At 70.4% G+C, this 17632-nt stretch carries 15 protein-coding genes; 7 read left to right on the forward strand and 8 right to left on the reverse strand.

Annotated elements, in window-relative coordinates; all coding sequences use genetic code 11:
• Positions 1–42: 42 nt before the first annotated feature.
• A complete protein-coding gene (locus tag OHO83_RS32005) occupies positions 43–1218 on the forward strand; it encodes a DivIVA domain-containing protein (protein WP_266565241.1) in 1176 nt (391 codons plus the stop codon).
• A gap of 197 nt (positions 1219–1415) precedes the next feature.
• On the opposite strand, the gene OHO83_RS32010 is transcribed toward OHO83_RS32005, so the two are convergent.
• From OHO83_RS32010 to OHO83_RS32020, 3 genes are all read right to left on the reverse strand, one after another.
• A complete protein-coding gene (locus OHO83_RS32010) occupies positions 1416–1634 on the reverse strand; it encodes a hypothetical protein (protein WP_330280091.1) in 219 nt (72 codons plus the stop codon).
• Positions 1635–1708: 74 nt separating this feature from the next.
• The gene (gene ileS / locus OHO83_RS32015; protein ID WP_266669619.1) at positions 1709–4837 is read right to left on the reverse strand and encodes an isoleucine--tRNA ligase; all 3129 of its coding nucleotides are present in this window, start codon (positions 4835–4837) and stop codon (positions 1709–1711) included.
• A gap of 381 nt (positions 4838–5218) precedes the next feature.
• A complete protein-coding gene (locus tag OHO83_RS32020; protein WP_266669617.1) occupies positions 5219–5410 on the reverse strand; it encodes a DUF1059 domain-containing protein in 192 nt (63 codons plus the stop codon).
• Between the two features lie 344 nt (positions 5411–5754).
• Between OHO83_RS32020 and OHO83_RS32025 the strand changes: the two genes are divergently transcribed.
• The 6 genes from OHO83_RS32025 (at position 5755) to OHO83_RS32050 (ending at position 11378) form a co-directional block, all read left to right on the forward strand.
• The gene (locus tag OHO83_RS32025) at positions 5755–6732 is read left to right on the forward strand and encodes a TraR/DksA family transcriptional regulator (RefSeq protein WP_443066069.1); all 978 of its coding nucleotides are present in this window, start codon (positions 5755–5757) and stop codon (positions 6730–6732) included.
• Between the two features lie 102 nt (positions 6733–6834).
• A complete protein-coding gene (gene lspA, locus OHO83_RS32030; protein ID WP_266669613.1) occupies positions 6835–7416 on the forward strand; it encodes a signal peptidase II in 582 nt (193 codons plus the stop codon).
• A gap of 62 nt (positions 7417–7478) precedes the next feature.
• On the forward strand, positions 7479–8420 hold the full coding sequence (locus OHO83_RS32035) for an RluA family pseudouridine synthase (protein ID WP_266669611.1): 942 nt from the start codon (positions 7479–7481) through the stop codon (positions 8418–8420).
• A complete protein-coding gene (locus tag OHO83_RS32040; protein ID WP_266669609.1) occupies positions 8417–8920 on the forward strand; it encodes a GNAT family N-acetyltransferase in 504 nt (167 codons plus the stop codon). Before OHO83_RS32035 ends, OHO83_RS32040 begins: the two co-directional genes overlap by 4 nt.
• Before the next feature lie 249 nt (positions 8921–9169).
• Complete coding sequence (locus OHO83_RS32045; protein WP_266669607.1) at positions 9170–10756, forward strand: Na+/H+ antiporter; 1587 nt, start codon at positions 9170–9172, stop codon at positions 10754–10756.
• A 52-nt stretch (positions 10757–10808) separates the two neighbouring features.
• Positions 10809–11378: a dienelactone hydrolase family protein gene (locus OHO83_RS32050; protein WP_266669605.1), complete on the forward strand. Its 570-nt coding sequence runs from the start codon at positions 10809–10811 to the stop codon at positions 11376–11378.
• Between the two features lie 16 nt (positions 11379–11394).
• Here the strand turns inward: OHO83_RS32050 and OHO83_RS32055 are convergent, their stop codons facing one another.
• From OHO83_RS32055 to OHO83_RS32075, 5 genes are all read right to left on the reverse strand, one after another.
• Entirely contained in the window at positions 11395–12393 is a 999-nt protein-coding gene (locus OHO83_RS32055; RefSeq protein WP_266669603.1) for a zinc metalloprotease, read from the reverse strand.
• A gap of 318 nt (positions 12394–12711) precedes the next feature.
• Entirely contained in the window at positions 12712–14391 is a 1680-nt protein-coding gene (locus OHO83_RS32060) for an alkaline phosphatase D family protein (protein WP_389570165.1), read from the reverse strand.
• A 126-nt stretch (positions 14392–14517) separates the two neighbouring features.
• Positions 14518–15327: a thioredoxin domain-containing protein gene (locus OHO83_RS32065; protein ID WP_266669599.1), complete on the reverse strand. Its 810-nt coding sequence runs from the start codon at positions 15325–15327 to the stop codon at positions 14518–14520.
• A gap of 61 nt (positions 15328–15388) precedes the next feature.
• Positions 15389–16096: a hypothetical protein gene (locus OHO83_RS32070; protein WP_330280093.1), complete on the reverse strand. Its 708-nt coding sequence runs from the start codon at positions 16094–16096 to the stop codon at positions 15389–15391.
• A 65-nt stretch (positions 16097–16161) separates the two neighbouring features.
• Entirely contained in the window at positions 16162–17487 is a 1326-nt protein-coding gene (locus OHO83_RS32075) for a DUF2252 domain-containing protein (protein ID WP_330280094.1), read from the reverse strand.
• Between the last annotated feature and the right edge of the window lie 145 nt (positions 17488–17632).

Consider the following 17632-nt stretch of genomic DNA (forward strand, 5'->3'; position numbering starts at 1 on the left):
TACGGTCTTGCCGAATGCCGACGACTACGTTGAGGTGAAGAGATGCCGTTGACCCCCGAGGACGTGCGGAACAAGCAGTTCACGACCGTCCGCCTCCGAGAAGGCTATGACGAGGACGAGGTCGATGCCTTCCTCGACGAGGTCGAAGGCGAACTGACTCGCCTTCTCCGAGAGAACGAGGACCTGCGCGCGAAGCTCGCCGCAGCCACCCGCGCCGCTGCGCAGAACCAGCAGCAGGGCGGTATGCGCAAGCCTCCGGAACCGCAGGACCAGCGTGGTCCCGGTGCGCCGGTGCCCGCCGCAATATCGGGTCCGCAGCCGGTGCAGCCGCAGCAGCAGATGGGTGGCCCCATGGGCGGCCCGCCCCAGCTGCCCAGCGGTGCGCCGCAGCTGCCCGCGGGCCCCGGTGGACATGGTCCGCAGGGTCCCGGTCCGCAGGGTCCCGGCCCGATGGGCCAGGGTCCGATGGGTCAGGGTCACCCGGGTCAGAACCAGCTCGGTCAGGGTCAGATGGGCCAGGGCCAGATGCAGCAGCAGATGGGCGGCCCGATGGGCGGTCCCATGGGTGGTCCCATGGGCGGTCACGGTCCGCAGATGCCGCAGCCCGGTCAGGGTCCCGGTGGCGACAGCGCCGCTCGTGTCCTCTCCCTTGCGCAGCAGACCGCCGACCAGGCGATCGCGGAGGCCCGTTCCGAGGCCAACAAGATCGTCGGCGAGGCCCGCAGCCGCGCCGAGGGTCTCGAGCGTGACGCCCGTGCCAAGGCCGACGCCCTGGAGCGGGACGCGCAGGAGAAGCACCGCGTCGCGATGGGCTCTCTCGAGTCCGCCCGCGCCACGCTGGAGCGCAAGGTCGAGGACCTGCGCGGCTTCGAGCGCGAGTACCGCACGCGTCTGAAGTCCTACCTCGAGTCGCAGCTGCGTCAGCTGGAGACCCAGGCCGACGACTCGCTGGCTCCCCCGCGGACGCCGGCGACCGCGTCGCTGCCGCCGTCGCCCGCGCCTTCCATGGCGTCGGCCGGTGCGGGTGCCCCGTCCTACGGTGGCAACCAGACCATGGGCGGCAACCAGCCGCCGGCCGGTCCGTCCTACGGTGGCCAGCAGCAGATGTCGCCGGCGATGACCCAGCCGATGGCGCCGGTGCGGCCGCAGGGTCCCGCGCCGATGCAGCAGGCTCCGTCGCCGATGCGCGGTTTCCTCATCGACGAGGACGACAACTGACGGGCGTGACCACGCCTTAGGCGTCGGCAGCGTTCAAGGGCCGGGCCCCCGGATTTCCGGGGGCCCGGCCCTTTGCCGTGGTCAGGGTGCGGAAGCCGCTGTGGGGCAGAGGCGGATACGGCTGTGGGTCAGGCGTGGGAGCCGCTGTGGGGCAGAGGCGGATACGGCTGTGGGTCAGGCGCGGAAGCCGCCGTGGGTCAGGTGCGAATACGGTCGTCGGCCAGGTGCGGACACCGCTGTGGGTCCTGGTGCGGATAGGGCTGTGCGCCGGGCGCGGACACCGTTGTGGGGACACCGCTGTGGGTCTGGTGCGGATACCGCTGTGCGCCGGGTGCCGACACCGCTGTGGGCCGGGTGAGGACGCTGCCGTAGGTCAGGCGCGGATGCTGCCGTGGGCGCGGTGCAGAAACGTTCATCTGTGCGTGAGTACGAAACGCCGAAGGCCCGGGCCCGCCAAGATTTTTGGCGGGACCGGGCCTTCGGTCGTGGATTACGCCTTGCGGAGGCGGAACGCGAGGGCGAGCGGCTCGTCCGTGAACGTCTCGCCGTAGGCGTCGTCGGCCTCGCCCTGGGCGAAGTCCGTGGCGAGCACCTCGTCCGCGATCAGCGTGGCGTGCTCGGACAGGGCCGTGACGACCGCGGGCTCCGTGGACGTCCACCGCAGGGCGATCCGGTCCGCGACGTCCAGGCCGCTGTTCTTACGGGCCTCCTGGATCAGGCGGATCGCGTCACGGGCCAGGCCCGCCTGACGCAGCTCCTCCGTGATCTCCAGGTCGAGCGCGACCGTCGCGCCGGAGTCCGAGGCGACGGACCAGCCCTCGCGCGGGGTCTCCGTGATGATGACCTCATCGGGCGCCAGCGTGATCGTCTCGCCGTCCACCTCGACCGACGCCGTGCCTTCGCGCAGGCCGAGCGAGAGCGCGGCGGCGTCCGCCTCGGCGACCGCCTTCGCGACCGCCTGGACGCCCTTGCCGAACCGCTTGCCCAGGGCGCGGAAGTTCGCCTTGGCGGTCGTGTCGACCAGTGAGCCGCCGACCTCGGAGAGCGACGCCAGGGAGGAGACGTTGAGCTCCTCGGTGATCTGCGCGTGCAGCTCCGGGTTGAGCGTCTCGAAGCCCGCGGCCGCGACCAGCGCGCGGGACAGCGGCTGACGCGTCTTGACGCCCGACTCCGCGCGCGTGGCGCGGCCCAGCTCGACGAGGCGCCGGACGAGGACCATCTGCCGCGACAGGTCCGGGTCGACGGCGGAGAGGTCCGGCTCCGGCCATGTGGACAGGTGGACCGACTCGGGGGCGCCCGGTGTGACGGGAACCACCAGGTCCTGCCAGACCCGCTCCGTGATGAACGGGGTCAGCGGCGCCATCAGACGCGTGATCGTCTCGATGACCTCGTGCAGGGTGCGCAGGGCCCCCTTGTCGCCCTGCCAGAAGCGGCGACGCGAGCGGCGCACGTACCAGTTCGACAGGTCGTCGACGAACGAGGAGAGCAGCTTGCCGGCGCGCTGGGTGTCGTACGCCTCCAGGGACTGCGTCACCTGGTCGGTGAGCGCGTGCAGTTCTGAGAGCAGCCAGCGGTCGAGCAGGGTGCGGTCGGCAGGGGCCGGGTCGGCCTCGCTGGGCGACCAGTCCGACGTACGGGCGTACAGGGCCTGGAAGGCGACCGTGTTCCAGTACGTCAGGAGGGTCTTGCGGACCACTTCCTGGATCGTGCCGTGACCGACGCGGCGCGCGGACCACGGGGAGCCGCCGGCGGCCATGAACCAGCGCACCGCGTCCGCGCCGTGCTGGTCCATGAGCGGGATCGGCTGGAGGGTGTTCCCCAGGTGCTTGGACATCTTGCGGCCGTCCTCGGCGAGGATGTGGCCGAGGCACACGACGTTCTCGTAGGACGACTTGTCGAAGACGAGCGTGCCGACCGCCATGAGGGTGTAGAACCACCCGCGGGTCTGGTCGATGGCCTCCGAGATGAACTGCGCCGGGTACCGGCTCTCGAAGAGCTCCTTGTTCTTGTACGGGTAGCCCCACTGCGCGAACGGCATCGAACCCGAGTCGTACCAGGCGTCGATGACCTCGGGCACGCGCGTGGCCGTCTTCTCGCACTGGGGGCACGCGAAGGTGACCTCGTCGATGAACGGGCGGTGCGGGTCGAGGTCCGCCAGGTCGGTGCCGGTCAGCTCGCCGAGCTCGGCCAGCGAGCCGACGCAGGTGAGGTGGTCGTCCTCACAGCGCCACAGCGGGAGCGGGGTGCCCCAGTAGCGGCTGCGGGAGAGAGCCCAGTCGATGTTGTTGTTCAGCCAGTCGCCGAAGCGGCCGTGCTTCACGCTCGAAGGGAACCAGTTGGTCTTCTCGTTCTCCTGGAGGAGGCGGTCCTTGATCTCCGTGGTGCGGATGTACCAGGACGGCTGCGCGTAGTAGAGCAGCGCCGTGTGGCAGCGCCAGCAGTGCGGGTAGCTGTGCTCGTACGGGACGTGCAGGAAGAGCAGGCCGCGGTCCTTGAGGTCCTCGGTGAGCTTTTCGTCCGCCTTCTTGAAGAAGACACCGCCCACGAGCGGGACGTCCTCCTCGAAGGTGCCGTCGGGACGGACCGGGTTCACCACCGGCAGGCCGTACGCCTTGCAGACCTTGAGGTCGTCCTCACCGAACGCGGGGGACTGGTGGACGAGACCGGTGCCGTCCTCGGTCGTGACGTAGTCGGCGTTGACCACGTAGTGGGCCTCGGCCGGGAACTCCACGAGCTCGAACGGACGTTGGTACTTCCAGCGCTCCATCTCGGCGCCGGTGAAGGACTCGCCGGTCTTCTCCCAGCCCTCGCCGAGCGACTTCTCGACGAGGGGCTCGGCGACGACGACCTTCTCGTTGCCGTCCGTCGCGACGACGTAACGCACGTCGGGGTGCGCGGCGACCGCAGTGTTCGAGACGAGCGTCCAGGGGGTCGTCGTCCAGACGAGGAGCGAGGCCTCGCCGGCCAGCGGACCGGAGGTGAGCGGGAAACGGACGTAGACGGAGGGGTCGACGACCGTCTCGTAGCCCTGCGCCAGCTCGTGGTCCGAGAGGCCGGTGCCGCAGCGGGGGCACCAGGGGGCGACGCGGTGGTCCTGCGTCAGCAGGCCCTTGTTGAAGATCTCCTTGAGCGACCACCAGACGGACTCGATGTACTCGGGGTCCATGGTGCGGTACGCGTCGTCGAGGTCGACCCAGTAACCCATGCGGGTCGTCAGGTCGGTGAAGGCGTCGGTGTGCCGGGTCACGGACTCGCGGCACATGGCGTTGAACTCGGCGATGCCGAACGCCTCGATGTCCTTCTTGCCGCTGAAGCCGAGCTCCGTCTCGACCGCCAGCTCCACGGGCAGACCGTGGCAGTCCCAGCCGGCCTTGCGGGCCACGTGGTAACCGCGCATGGTGCGAAAGCGCGGGAAGACGTCCTTGAAGACGCGGGCCTCGATGTGGTGGGCGCCCGGCATGCCGTTGGCCGTGGGCGGGCCCTCGTAGAACACCCACTCGGGGCGTCCCGCGGACTGCTCCAAGCTCTTGGCAAAGATCTTCTGCTCGCGCCAGAAGTCGAGCACGGCGTGCTCGAGGGCGGGCAGGTCGACCTGGGCGGGCACCTGGCGGTACGTCATCGATCTTCCTCCGGCGGACACTGTTTCTTCCGTCTCCGTCGGAGGGACGAGAGCTTCGTCTGTGACGTACGCCGTGTGCGGCGCGCTCCCGCGGTACCACCCTCCTTGGCTCTCCGGGGCGCTGGCTGCTCCGGTGAGCCCCCTCATTGGGGTCGCGATGCCGGTTCTACTCGCCCCGCGAGCGGGGCTTTCTTCCGGCGGCTCCGGGGTGATCTTCGCTTCGCGCTCGCCCCCGGGCTTCCACCGTCCCCGGGTCGCTCATGGCTGCGTACGCCGCTACTCGGCCCCATCCACGCTTCTCGCTCCGCCCAGTGTACGGGGCCCGGGCGCACGCGGCCGACCGGTTTCCGGGCGGGCGACGGAGGACCCGGGAGGCAGGTGTCAGACGTGCTGAGGGGCCTCGTCCTTGAGTCCGCTGCGGATCATGTTCCGCAGTTCGGGGGTGTCGGTGTGACCGTGGACGGACACGGCGTGCTCGGCCGCGGCACGAACCACCTCGTCCTCCTCGCCCGTGATGGCGAGCGTGCAGTTCGTCTCGCTCGGCATGTCGCGACAGTCCACTACTTTGCGCATGATGATGCACCTTCTCGGCTTGTGCACCAGTTTATTCCTCCGCCGCTCCGTGAAGCGGGCTCGTCGCGGGCTTTCGCCGGGCTGGTCACGGCCGTGTGGGCTGACCCGAATGGCGACATGGGGCGCGGCGGATCCTCGGGCCGGGGCCTCGGCGGATTACCCGGCGGGGAGCTGGGCACAACGCTTGCAGGTCTGCCGCGCGGGACGCGCGGGGCGGGCGCATCAGGCGGTGTGCCCCGTTGCCGCGGGTCAGAAGTCGATTTATCGTCCCAGCACGATTCGCGAGCAAGATCACAAAATGTGAAGGGGCCGCGGCCATGGTGGCGAAAAAGAGTCCGGTGGGGGTGCGTGAGGCAGCCGCCGGCGTGGAGGCCGCGGCCGAGGAGGCGGTGTCCGCGAGGGCGGCGGCCAAGGCGACTCCGGCCGCGAAGAAGCCGGCCACCGGGAAGAAGAGCACCACGACGGACGCCAAGAAGAGCACGGCGGCCACGAAGGCCACCACGAAGAGCGCGGGTACGAAGACCGCGGCCGCCAAGAAGGCGGCGAAGGCCGCGAAGACGGCCGCCGAGCCCGTGACCAAGGCGACCAAGAGCGCCAAAGCCACCAACAACACCAAGACCGCCAAGTCGAGGAAGGCTGCGAAGGCCGGCACGGGCACGACGTCCACGCAGGCCTCCACGGAAGCGGAAGGTGCCGCCGCCGAGAAGGGCGCGGCCGGGAGAACGGGCGCCGGGAAGAGCGCGGTCAAGAAGGCCACCGGCCACAGGACCGCGGAGAAGAAGGCGGCCGTGTCCGCGGCCGATGGCGCGGCGTCGGCCGCGGAGACGACGGGAGCCACGACTGTGGTTGCGAAGAAGACCCCTGGCACGGACACGGCGAAGGAGTCCCGCGCGGTGCCGAAGGCGAGGGGCACGGCCGCGGCGCCGGACGAGCTCGCGGTACGGCCGGGCGAGGACCCCTGGACCCCGGCGGAGGTCGAGGAGGCGCGGGCGGAGCTCCAGAGCGAGGCGCTGCGCCTGGACAGCGAGATCGAGTCGTCGGAGAAGTCCCTCGCCGGGCTCATGCGGGACTCCGGGGACGGCGCCGGCGACGACGAGGCGGACACCGGCACGAAGAACATCACGCGGGAGCACGAGCTGTCGCTGGCCGCGAACGCCAGGGAGATGCTCCAGCAGACCGAGCGCGCCCTGGAGCGGCTCGACGCGGGGACGTACGGGATCTGCGAGAGCTGCGGCAACCCCATCGGCAAGGCGCGCATGCAGGCCTTCCCGCGGGCGACCCTGTGCGTCGAGTGCAAGCAGAAGCAGGAGCGCCGTTACTGACCCCGCCGCGCGTGGCATCACGGAGTCGCTCCTGGGCTGCTGAGGGCGTACGTGTGTGCCGTACTCTCGTCCTCAGTCAGGTACCTAGGTTGAGGGACTCACGTGGCAGAGGCGGAGCGCGTCATCGGTACTCCGGACACCCCGGATGCGGGGGCAGACGGGCCGGACAACGGCGGGGAGGCCCAGGAGCGGCCCAGGGGCAAGCGGAAGATCGCCGTGCTGTTCGCGGTGGCCGCCCTCGCGTACGCCCTCGACCTGGTCAGCAAGATGATCGTGGTCGCGCGGCTGGAACACCACGAGCCGATCGAGCTCCTCGGTGACTGGCTGCGGCTCGAGGCGATCAGGAACGCGGGCGCCGCGTTCGGCATCGGCGAGGCCTTCACGATCATCTTCACCGTGATCGCCGCGGCCGTGATCGTCGTGATCGCCCGGCTCGCGCGCAAGCTCTACAGCCTGCCCTGGGCGATCGCCCTGGGGCTGCTGCTCGGCGGGGCGCTCGGCAATCTCACCGACCGGATCTTCCGTTCGCCCGGCGTCTTCGAAGGGGCCGTGGTCGACTTCATCGCGCCGAAGGACTTCGCCGTGTTCAACCTCGCGGACTCGGCGATCGTGTGCGGCGGCATCCTGATCGTGCTCCTCTCGTTCCGTGGGCTGGACCCGGACGGCACCGTCCACAAGGACTGAGGGACCAGGGGCTCTCCCCTCGCACGGTCCGGAGTGTCGGCGGGCTCCTGCATACTCAATGGGTGAGCACGTTTCCCGAGATCCGAACCCTGCCCGTGCCCGACGGCCTGGAGGGCGAGCGCGTAGACGCCGCCATCTCCCGCATGTTCGGCTTCTCCCGCACCAAGGCCGCCGAGCTCGCCGCGGAGGGGAAGGTCGCGGTCGACGGCTCTGTGGTCGGCAAGTCCGAGCGCGTGCACGGCGGGGCCTGGCTCGAGGTGGAGATGCCGCAGGCGCCCGCCCCGGTGCAGATCGTCGCCGAGCCCGTCGAGGGCATGGAGATCGTCCATGACGACGACGACATCGTCGTGATCATGAAGCCCGTGGGCGTCGCCGCGCACCCCAGCCCCGGCTGGACCGGGACGACCGTGATCGGCGGCCTCGCCGCGGCCGGGTACCGGATCTCCACGTCCGGCGCCGCCGAGCGCCAGGGCATCGTCCACCGGCTCGACGTCGGCACCTCCGGCCTCATGGTCGTCGCCAAGTCGGAGCGCGCGTACACGACGCTGAAGCGGCAGTTCAAGGAGCGCGTCGTGGACAAGCGCTACCACTCGCTGGTTCAGGGGCACCCGGACCCGATGAGCGGCACGATCGACGCCCCCATCGGGCGCCACCCGAACCACGACTACAAGTGGGCCGTGACCGCCGAGGGCAAGCCCTCCGTCACGCACTACGACCTCATCGAGGCGTTCCGCGCCGCCAGCCTCCTCGACATCAAGCTGGAGACGGGGCGCACGCACCAGATCCGCGTGCACATGTCGGCCCACCGGCACCCCTGCGTCGGCGACCTGACGTACGGCGCCGATCCGACGCTCGCCAAGCGGCTCGGCCTCACCCGCCAGTGGCTGCACGCCGTGCGGCTCGGCTTCGAGCACCCGGCCGACGGCGAGTGGGTGGAGTTCTCCAGCCAGTACCCCGAGGACCTGCAGACGGCCCTGGACCGCGTCCGGGCGGAGAGCTCGTGACCGTGCCGCAGCCCTCTTCCTCATACGTGGTGCGGGTCGCCGACAGCGAGGCCGACCGCAAGGCCTGCTTCGCGGTGCGCCAGGAGGTCTTCGTCGTCGAGCAGCGGGTTCCTCAGGAGCTCGAGTACGACGAGTACGACGGCGGGGCCGGCACGGTGCACGTGCTGGCGCTGCGCGCCGACGGTGAGCCGCTCGGCACGGGGCGGCTGCTGACCGGCGCCGCCGCCGTGGCGAAGAACGGCGGGGACGCCGGGGTCGGTGCGCTCGGGCGGCTCGCGGTGGCGAAGGCCGCGCGCGGGCTCGGCGTGGGCGCGGCCCTCGTGCGGGCCATCGAGGACGCCGCGGCGGAGCTTGGGCTCGTCGCCGTGGACCTGCACGCGCAGACGCATGCGCTGGGGTTCTACGAGCGCCTCGGCTATGCCGTGTACGGGCCGGAGTTCCCCGACGCGGGGATTCCGCACCGGGCGATGCGGAAGGCGCTGGGGCAGCCGCAGGTCTAGGACCGAGCGCGGCCGGTCTCGACGGCCCGGCTCCCGTCTCGACGGGCCGACTCGCGTCTCGTTGGGCCGGCTCGCGTTTCAGCGGGGCGGACGAGCAGCTCCGCGGGGCGGACCAGCCTCTCAGCGAGGCGGACCAGCGTCTCCACGGCGCCGACCCGCGCCACAAATCACCACAGAGCGATGTGCGTGGCACGCTGGGGACTTGATCGTCCGATGGCTTGACCGCCGCTACTCGCCGGGGTGCGCACCGTGGATCAGTTGGCCCTGTTGTTCGTGCTCTTGCTCGGGGCCGTGCTGAGCGTGCCCCTCGGAGACCGGCTCGGGCTGCCCGCGCCCGTCCTGATGACGCTGCTCGGCATCGGCCTGGCGCTCCTCCCGGTCGTGCCGAACGTCGAGGTCCCGCCCGGCCTGATCCTCCCGATCCTGCTGCCGCCCCTGCTCTACGCGGCCGTGAAGCGCACGTCATGGCGTCAGTTCGCGGCGAACAAGAGACCGATCTTCCTGCTCGCCGTGGCCCTCGTCTTCGTCACCACGGCGGCCGTCGCGTTCGTCTCCAACGCCATCGTGCCGGGCCTCCCGATCGCCGCGGCCGTCGCGCTCGGCGCCCTCGTCGCGCCGCCGGACCCCGTCGCCGCGACCGCCGTGGCCGGCCAACTCGGCCTGCCCCGCCGCCTGGTGTCGACCCTGGAGGGCGAGGGCCTGTTCAACGACGTGACCGCGATCGTGCTCTACCACGTGGCCATCGCCGCGGTGGTGAGCGGCAGTTTCTCCTGGCCGGAGGCCGTCGTCTCACTCCTCCTGTCGGCCGTCGTCGCGCTCGTCGTCGGGCTCGTGATCGGCTGGACCGCCAACAAGCTGATGGACTTCCTCGACGACTCCACGCTCCAGATCGGCCTGACGCTCCTGATGCCGTACGCCTCGTACGTGCTGGCCGAGGAGTTGCACGGCTCCGGTGTGCTCGCCGTACTCGTCACGGCGCTGTTCCTCGCCGAGTACGCCTTCGACGCGGACGACGTCATGACCCGGCTGACCGGCCGCGCCTTCTGGGACATCGTCGACACACTCGTCACCGGCGTCGCCTTCGGCCTCATCGGCCTCGAACTGCACAACGCGATCAGGACCGCGGCCGGCCGCTGGGGCGAGATGCTCGGCTGGGCCGGCACCGTCGTGGCGGTCGTCATTTTCGTACGCCTGCTGTGGCTGCTGCCGGCGACCTGGCTGACGAGGCGTCTGCATGTGCGGCGGGACCTCGACGAGGACATCCCGATCTCCTGGCGCGAGACGGTGATCATGTGGTGGGCGGGGATGCGCGGGGTCGCCTCCGTCGCCCTGGCCCTCGCCATCCCGTTCACCACGGACGACAACTCACCGTTCCCCGACCGCGACGAGATCGTCTTCATCGCGTTCGGCGTCATCATGGGCACCCTCGTGCTCCAGGGGCTGAGTCTGCCCTGGCTGGTGAAGAAGCTGGGGGTCAAGGCGGACGCCGAGGCCGAGAAGGAGTTCGAGCAGCAGCTCGCGCTCCGCGCGGCCAGGGCCGCCAAGCGGCGGCTGAAGGAGATCGAGGAGGTCGAGGAGCTGCCCGATGACCTCTCCGACCAGATGGCGCGCAGGGCGTACGACATCGGACTGCGCATCGATCCCGAACTGGGCAGCGAGGAACGCAAGGAGGCGCAGGCCAAGCGCGTCGCAAGAATCAAGCGGGTGCGCCGCATCCAGAACGAGATGCTCTCCGCCGCCCGCCACGAGGTGCTCGCGGCGCGCAGTGAGCCGGGTGCCGACCCCGAGATCGTGGACCGCGTACTGAGCCACCTCGACGTGCGCAGCCTGCGCTGAGGAGCGCGGCCGCTGACGGGCACGGGCGCCCCCGGATGGCACCATGGGCCACATGAACATCATGCTTTTCCACTCGACGTACGGCCTGCGTCCCGCCGTCCGTGACGCGGCCGACCGGCTGCGGGCCGCCGGACACGAGGTGTGGACCCCGGACCTCTTCGAGGGCCGCACCTTCGACACCGTCGAGGACGGCATGGCCTTCAACGAGGAGATCGGCAAGGACGAGCTGCTCAAGCGCGCCATCCTCGCCGCCGCTCCTCACTCCGAGGGCGGGCTCGTCTACGCCGGGTTCTCCCTCGGCGCCTCGATCGCGCAGACCCTGGCCCTCGGCGACGAGAAGGCGCGCGGCCTGCTGCTCCTGCACGGCACCTCGGACATCGCCGAGAACGCCTCCGTGGACGAACTGCCGGTCCAGCTGCACGTCGCCGAGCCCGACCCGTTCGAGACCGACGACTGGCTGAGCGCCTGGTACCTCCAGATGGGCCGGACCGGCGCCGACGTGGAGGTCTACCGATACCCGGGCGCCGGCCACCTCTACACGGACCCCGAACTGCCGGACCACGACGCGGAGGCGGCCGAGGCCACCTGGCGGGTGGCGCTCGGCTTCCTCGATTCGCTCTAGGCCGTACCGCGGTCCGCTAGCCCGCGCGGTACGCGGTCCAGCTGTCCTTCATCCGCTGCACCTGGCCCGCGGTGAACTGGTACATGCAGGAGTCGTACGTGTAGTCCATGAAGTTGTGGATCGGGTCGACACCCGTCTTGTTGGTGCAGGTGTCGCGTCCGGTCGGGCACTCGAACGCGGCGCTCTTCTCGGCCGGGGTGTCGGAGACGTAGTCGCCGTTGCCGTTACAGCCGCCCTGGAACGTGTGGTACAGCCCCATCCAGTGGCCGATCTCATGGGTGCCCGTGTCGCCCTGGTTGTAGTTGGTGGCCGAGCCGCCCGGCAGCGAGGTGTCCAGGACGACCACGCCGTCGTCGGACGGGTTCGACTTGTACGAGGACGGGAACGTCGCCCAGCCGAGCAGATCGTCGCCGAGGTTCGCGGTGTAGAAGTTCAGTGCGCCCGCGCCGCCCTTGCGGAGCGAGGACTTCATGGACTTCTCGGCGGCGGAGCCCGGCGTGATGCCGTTGTACCAGGCGGCGTTGTCCGTGTAGTCGGTGCCGGCCAGCGTGAACGTGAAGCCCGAGTCGTTGTTTCCGGTGCCCTGGCCGCTGTAGGCCGCGTTCAGGACGTCGATCTGCTTGGCGATGTCGGTCGCCGTGAGATTGCCGGTCGCGCCGTCGTGGATGACGTGGACGTAGACCGGGATCGTGGTCGACGCGGCGGCGAGGCCTCTGGAGAGTGTGCCGTCGGCGCGCATCCTGTCGAGTCTGCGCTGCATGTCCGCGTCCATGGACTTGGCCTTGGCCGCACTGACCTCGTTCGGCTCCTGCGCGTGGCCGGCGCCGGTGGGCTTCTTCTCGCGTGCCACGGCGTTGCCGCTGTCGGCGCACTTCTGCGCGGAGGCCGACGCCTTGGCGGTCGCGGCGCTGCCCGACGGGGCGGACAGCGGGGCGATGGCCAGGGTTCCGGCCACCAGCGCGGTGCCGATCAGCCGACGGCGCATCAGCGGAGATATTCGGGCAAGCGTGGTCATGCGGACTCCTCGCGGACGGGTGGGGGGAGGAACTTCCTCGCCGCCGCGGGGAGATTACGTGGCCATGTCATCCCATGAAGAGCGATGTTCTGGCCCAATCAACTACCGCTCTTCCTCCGGCAATTCGGGGCAACGGGAAGAAATTTTCGTGCGACGTCCGGAGTTTGAGATCCGTACGTAACGGGAGCGGTTACCGCGACGGGTGGTGTGTCCGCATTCGATCCGCGGACAGCACCACCCGCCGTAGTGCTGTGATCTGTTCTTAACGCGTCGACGAGTGGCCGGAATTGGCCCCTCGCTCGCTGCCTCGGGTCCGGGTCAGCGCACCGGCGTGTTCACCCGCTCGACCTTCTGCGTACCGCTCAGCGTGCGGTAGGAGCGGGCCCAGGAGGTCGTCGCGGCCGGATCCCTGCGGTCGGAGACGACGTAGTAGTCCATCTGTGAGCGCTCGGCGGTGACGTCGAGGACGCCGTAGCCGTGCGCGTCCATGTCCAGCCACTTCACATGGCGGTTGGCCGCCTTGATGGCGCCCTCCGCCACCGTCGAGATGGTGTTCGGAGCCACGTGCAGGATGTCGTCGAGGTTGTCGGAGGTCACCGACGTGACGACGAACTCCGTGGCCGCGGACGGGGAGAGCGGATACGTTCCGGCCGTCACCGGTACGTCGTTCGCCCAGGCCATGTGGATGTCGCCGGTGAGGAAGACCGTGTTGCGGATCGCCTTGTCCCGCAGGTGCCCGATCAGCTCCTTGCGGTCGTGCGTGTAGCCGTCCCACTGGTCGACGTTGATCGCGAGGCCGCCGGTCGGCAGCCCGAGCAACTCGGCGAGCGGCTCCAGCAGATGAGCCGGCAGCGAGCCGAAGGCGACCGGCGAGATCATCACCGAGGTGCCGACGAGCTTCCACGAGGCGTCGGACGCGGCCAGGCCCGCCTTCAGCCAGTCGAGCTGGGCGCGGCCGGTGATGGAGCGCTCGGGGGAGTCCACGTCACCGTTGCCGACGGTCGACTGCTGGGAGCGGAACGAGCGCAGGTCGAGCAGGTGCAGATCGGCCAGCTTGCCGAAGCGCAGGCGGCGGTAGACCGTGCCCGCGGTGGACGGCCGCACCGGCATCCACTCGAAGTAGGCCTGCTTGGCGGCCTGCTGACGCGCCGCCCAGTCGCCCTCGGTGCCGGGCGTGTGATTCTCGGCGCCGCCCGACCAGGCGTCGTTGGCGAACTCGTGGTCGTCCCAGATGGCGATCAGCGGGTGCGCGGCGTGCACGGCCATCACGTCGGCGTCGGTCTTGTGCAGGCCGTGGCGCACGCGGTAGTCGGCGAGCGTGAGGATCTCGTGCCGCGGCTCGTGCTGCCTCACGACGTACTTGGCCTCGGGGTACTCGCCGGTCTTGTACTCGTAGATGTAGTCGCCGAGATGGAGCACCGCGTCCAGGTCGGTGCGGGCGGCGAGGTGGCGGTACGCGGAGAAGTAGCCGGCTTCCCAGTTGGCGCACGAGACCACGCCGAACCGGACGCCCGCGGCCTGCGCGTCGAGGGCGGGCGCCGTGCGCGTGCGGCCCACGGGGGAGACGGCGCCCTGGGTGCCCTCCACGGAGAAGCGGAAGTAATAGACGCTCGCCGGGAGCAGGCCCCTTACGTCGGCCTTGACGGTGTGGTCGGCGGACGCCCGCGCCGTGGTGGTGCCGTGGGCGACGACCTGGCGGAAGTCCTTGTCCTGGGCGACCTCCCAGCGGACGTCCGTGTCGGGGCCCTTTCCGGAGCCGGGCACGGCGTCGGGGGTGGGCGTCACGCGCGTCCACAGGAGGATGCCGTCGGGCAGCGGGTCGCCCGACGCGACGCCGTGCAGGAAGGCGGGCCCGTCGGCCGCGTGCGCGGCGGGCGCGACGGCGAGCGGGGCGAGAGCGGCGGCACCGGCCGTGGCTGCGGCGGCCTTCACGACCGAACGGCGGCGCGGGGCAAGGGAGTCGGCCGCATCGGCAGCGGTGCCGAGAGGGCTGTCTATGTTGAGTCGACTGGTCACGAGTGATCACATTACTGACCAGTAAAGGCAAAGTGTGGGCGAACTCCGAAGAGTTCGCCCACACTTCGACGGCGCGTCAACCGGCAGAGCGGTCGGCCGGCAGGACGGTCAGGCCTTGAGGGCCTTGTCGATCGCGGCCGTGTAGTCGGCCACGGTCATCGGGGCGTTCCCGTCGGGTCCGGTGAGCGTCTTGCCGTCCATCTTGAGGGTCGGCGTGCCCTTGACGTCGCTGTCGTCGAACTTCTGCGACATGGTCAGCGCCCACTTGTCGTAGGTGCCGTCCTCGACGTCCTTCTGGAACGCCTTGTTGTTCTTGAGGGCGTCGACGGTGTTCGCCACCTTGATCAGGTAGGCGTCCTTCTTGAACTTGTCGTCCGTCTCCTCGGGGTGGTTCGCCTTCGAGTACAGGGCGGTCTTGTACTCGAGGAACGCCTCCGGGCTGACGTTCAGCGCGGCGCCCAGGGCGCTGAGGGCGTTCTTGGAGCCCTCGCCGTTGTCGCTGTTGTCGATGAACGTCGCGCCGATGTACTGGATCTTGTACTTGCCGGCCTCGACGTCCTTGTCGACGTTCGAGCCGACGGTCTGCTCGAAGGTGGCGCAGATCGGGCAGCGCGGGTCCTCGTACATGTCGAGGGTCTTCTTCGCGCTGTCCTTGCCGACGACGACCGTGGTCCCGTTCTTGCCCGACGTGTTCGCGGGCGCGACCAGCTTGTCGTCCTTCGCGGCCTCCCAGTAGCTGGGCTTGTTGGCCTGCATCACGGCGAAGCCGATGCCGCCGGCGATCGCCAGGACGGCGACGATGGCACCGGCGACGGTCACCTGCCGCTTCGTCTTCTCCTTCTTGGCCTGCCGCTCGCGCTCGACGCGAAGCCGCTCTCGGGCGGCCGTCTTCGCGGCCTGGCTGTTCCTCTGGCTCATGATCGTTCTCCGTGTGGGTTCTGCGAAGTCTTCGGGGGGACTGCCGTGCCGGGCCCGGGCCTCAGGCGGCCAGGGCCACGCACGGCGGTCCGCGCCGTCCCACGGAGTGCGCCCACAGCTGCGTACGCGCGGCCCGCACCCGGCGCGAGGGGCGCCGCGGCAGACGGTGTACGGGCTCCAGGTGCGCCCGCACCGCGGCGAAGGCGATCAGCAGCGGCCGGAAGGTGAACCCGGCGACCGCACGCAGCAGCTGGGCCAGCGCCTGCTCGCCGCGGCGCAGCCAGGCGGCGGCGAGGAGGCCCACGGCGACATGCGCGCCGAGGAGCAGCCAGGCGGCGGCCGGGTCGGTGTGCGCGAGGAGCGCGGCCGCCTTGTCGGTCCGGCCGCCGGTCACGCGGGCCAGCGGCGCACCGACGCCGCCGCCGCACAGGACGTCGAGGCCGACCGCGCGCAGCGGCCCGGCGACGGGCCCGCCCGCCGCGCCGTAACAGACGTGCTGGCCCGTGGTGAACACCGTGTCGGCGGCCAGTTCCAGCGGCACGAGCAGCGTCGCGATCCGGCCGAAGCTCCGCTCACGCCCCGCCAGCGCGTACGCGAGGACGAAGACGGCGAGGGCCGTGGCCGCCACCGTCACCACCGGCAGGGGGACCCGGGTCAGCAGGACGTGCGACGCGGCGGAGAGCGTCACGACGAGCGCCGTGAAGAGCGCCGCGCGCACGGCTCTGAGCTGGGTCCCGGATATGTCGTCCATCGCGGAGGAGTGTGCCATGCGTTCCTGTAAGGGACCCCTAAAGGGTCGCTGTGTGTTACGGGGGCGGTGTGGGGCCCTGTGGCCTAAAGGCCCGGGATCCGCCCGTTGCGGAAGAGGTCCACGAAGATCTGGTGGTCCGCACTCGCGCGTGCCCCGTAGCCGTGCGCGAAGTCGACCAGCAGCCCCGCGAAGCCGTCCTCGTCCGCCGCGATCGCCGCGTCGATGGCCCGCTCCGTGGAGAACGGCACCAGGGACTGCCCGGACAGGTCGTCGGCCGCCGCGTGCATCGCCGCCGTGGCCCGGCCGAGGTCGGCGACGACCGCGGCGATCTCCTCCAGGTCGTCGATGTCCGACCAGTCGAGGTCCACCGCGTACGGAGACACCTCGGCGACCAGCTGCCCCGCGCCGTCCAGCTCGGTCCAGCCCAGCCACGGGTCGGCGTGCGCCTGGAGCGCGCGCTGCGAGATCACCGTGCGGTGGCCCTCGTGCTGGAAGTAGTCCCGGATCGCCGCGTCGGTGATGTGCCGCGAAACGGCCGGCGTCTGCGCCTGCTTGAGATAGATCACGACATCGTTCTCCAGGGCGTCGCTGTTGCCCTCCAGGAGGATGTTGTACGAGGGCAGGCCCGCGGAGCCGATGCCGATGCCGCGCCGCCCCACGACGTCCTTCACGCGGTACGAGTCGGGGCGGGTCAGGGACGACTCGGGAAGCGTCTCCAGGTACCCGTCGAAGGCCGCGAGGACCTTGTAGCGCGTGGCCGCGTCGAGCTCGATGGAGCCGCCGCCGGGCGCGAAGCGGCGCTCGAAGTCACGGATCTCCGTCATCGAGTCGAGCAGCCCGAAGCGCGTCAGGGAGCGGGCGTCGCGCAGCGCGTCCAGGAGCGGACCGTCGGCGGTGTCCAGGGTGAAGGGCGGCACCTCGTCGCTCTTCGCGCCCGTCGCCAGCGCGTGGATCCGCTCGCGGTACGCGCCCGCGTACGTGCGCACCAGCTCGGTGATCTGCTCGTCGCTGAGCGCCTTGGAGTAGCCGATCAGTGCCACAGAGGCGGCGAAACGCTTGAGGTCCCAGGTGAAGGGGCCGACGTACGCCTCGTCGAAGTCGTTCACATTGAAGATCAGGCGGCCCGTGGAGTCCATGTACGTGCCGAAGTTCTCCGCGTGCAGATCGCCGTGGATCCACACCCGGCCCGTGCGGTCGTCCAGGTACGGGCCGCCGTGCCGCTCGCGCTCCAGGTCCGCGTAGAACAGGCACGCCGTGCCGCGGTAGAAGGCGAACGCGGACGAGGCCATCTTCCGGAACTTGACCCGGAACGCCGCCGGGTCGGCGGCCAGGAGCTCGCCGAACGCGGTGTCGAAGACGGTGAGGATCTGCTCGCCGCGCTGCTCAGCGGTGGGCTGCGGGACCGACATCGCGGGGTGCCTCCTGGTGCGGGCTGTGCCGTCGGGGGTGACGGCGGACGGTGACCGTGGATCGTGCCATGGGGGACAGCTGTCCTGCTCTGTCCAACGCCCGACCGTACCCCTGAGTGCCCGACGCTTGTCAGCGGCCACCCGT

This window comes from Streptomyces sp. NBC_00569 (genome assembly GCF_036345255.1).
Lineage (GTDB): Bacteria > Actinomycetota > Actinomycetes > Streptomycetales > Streptomycetaceae > Streptomyces.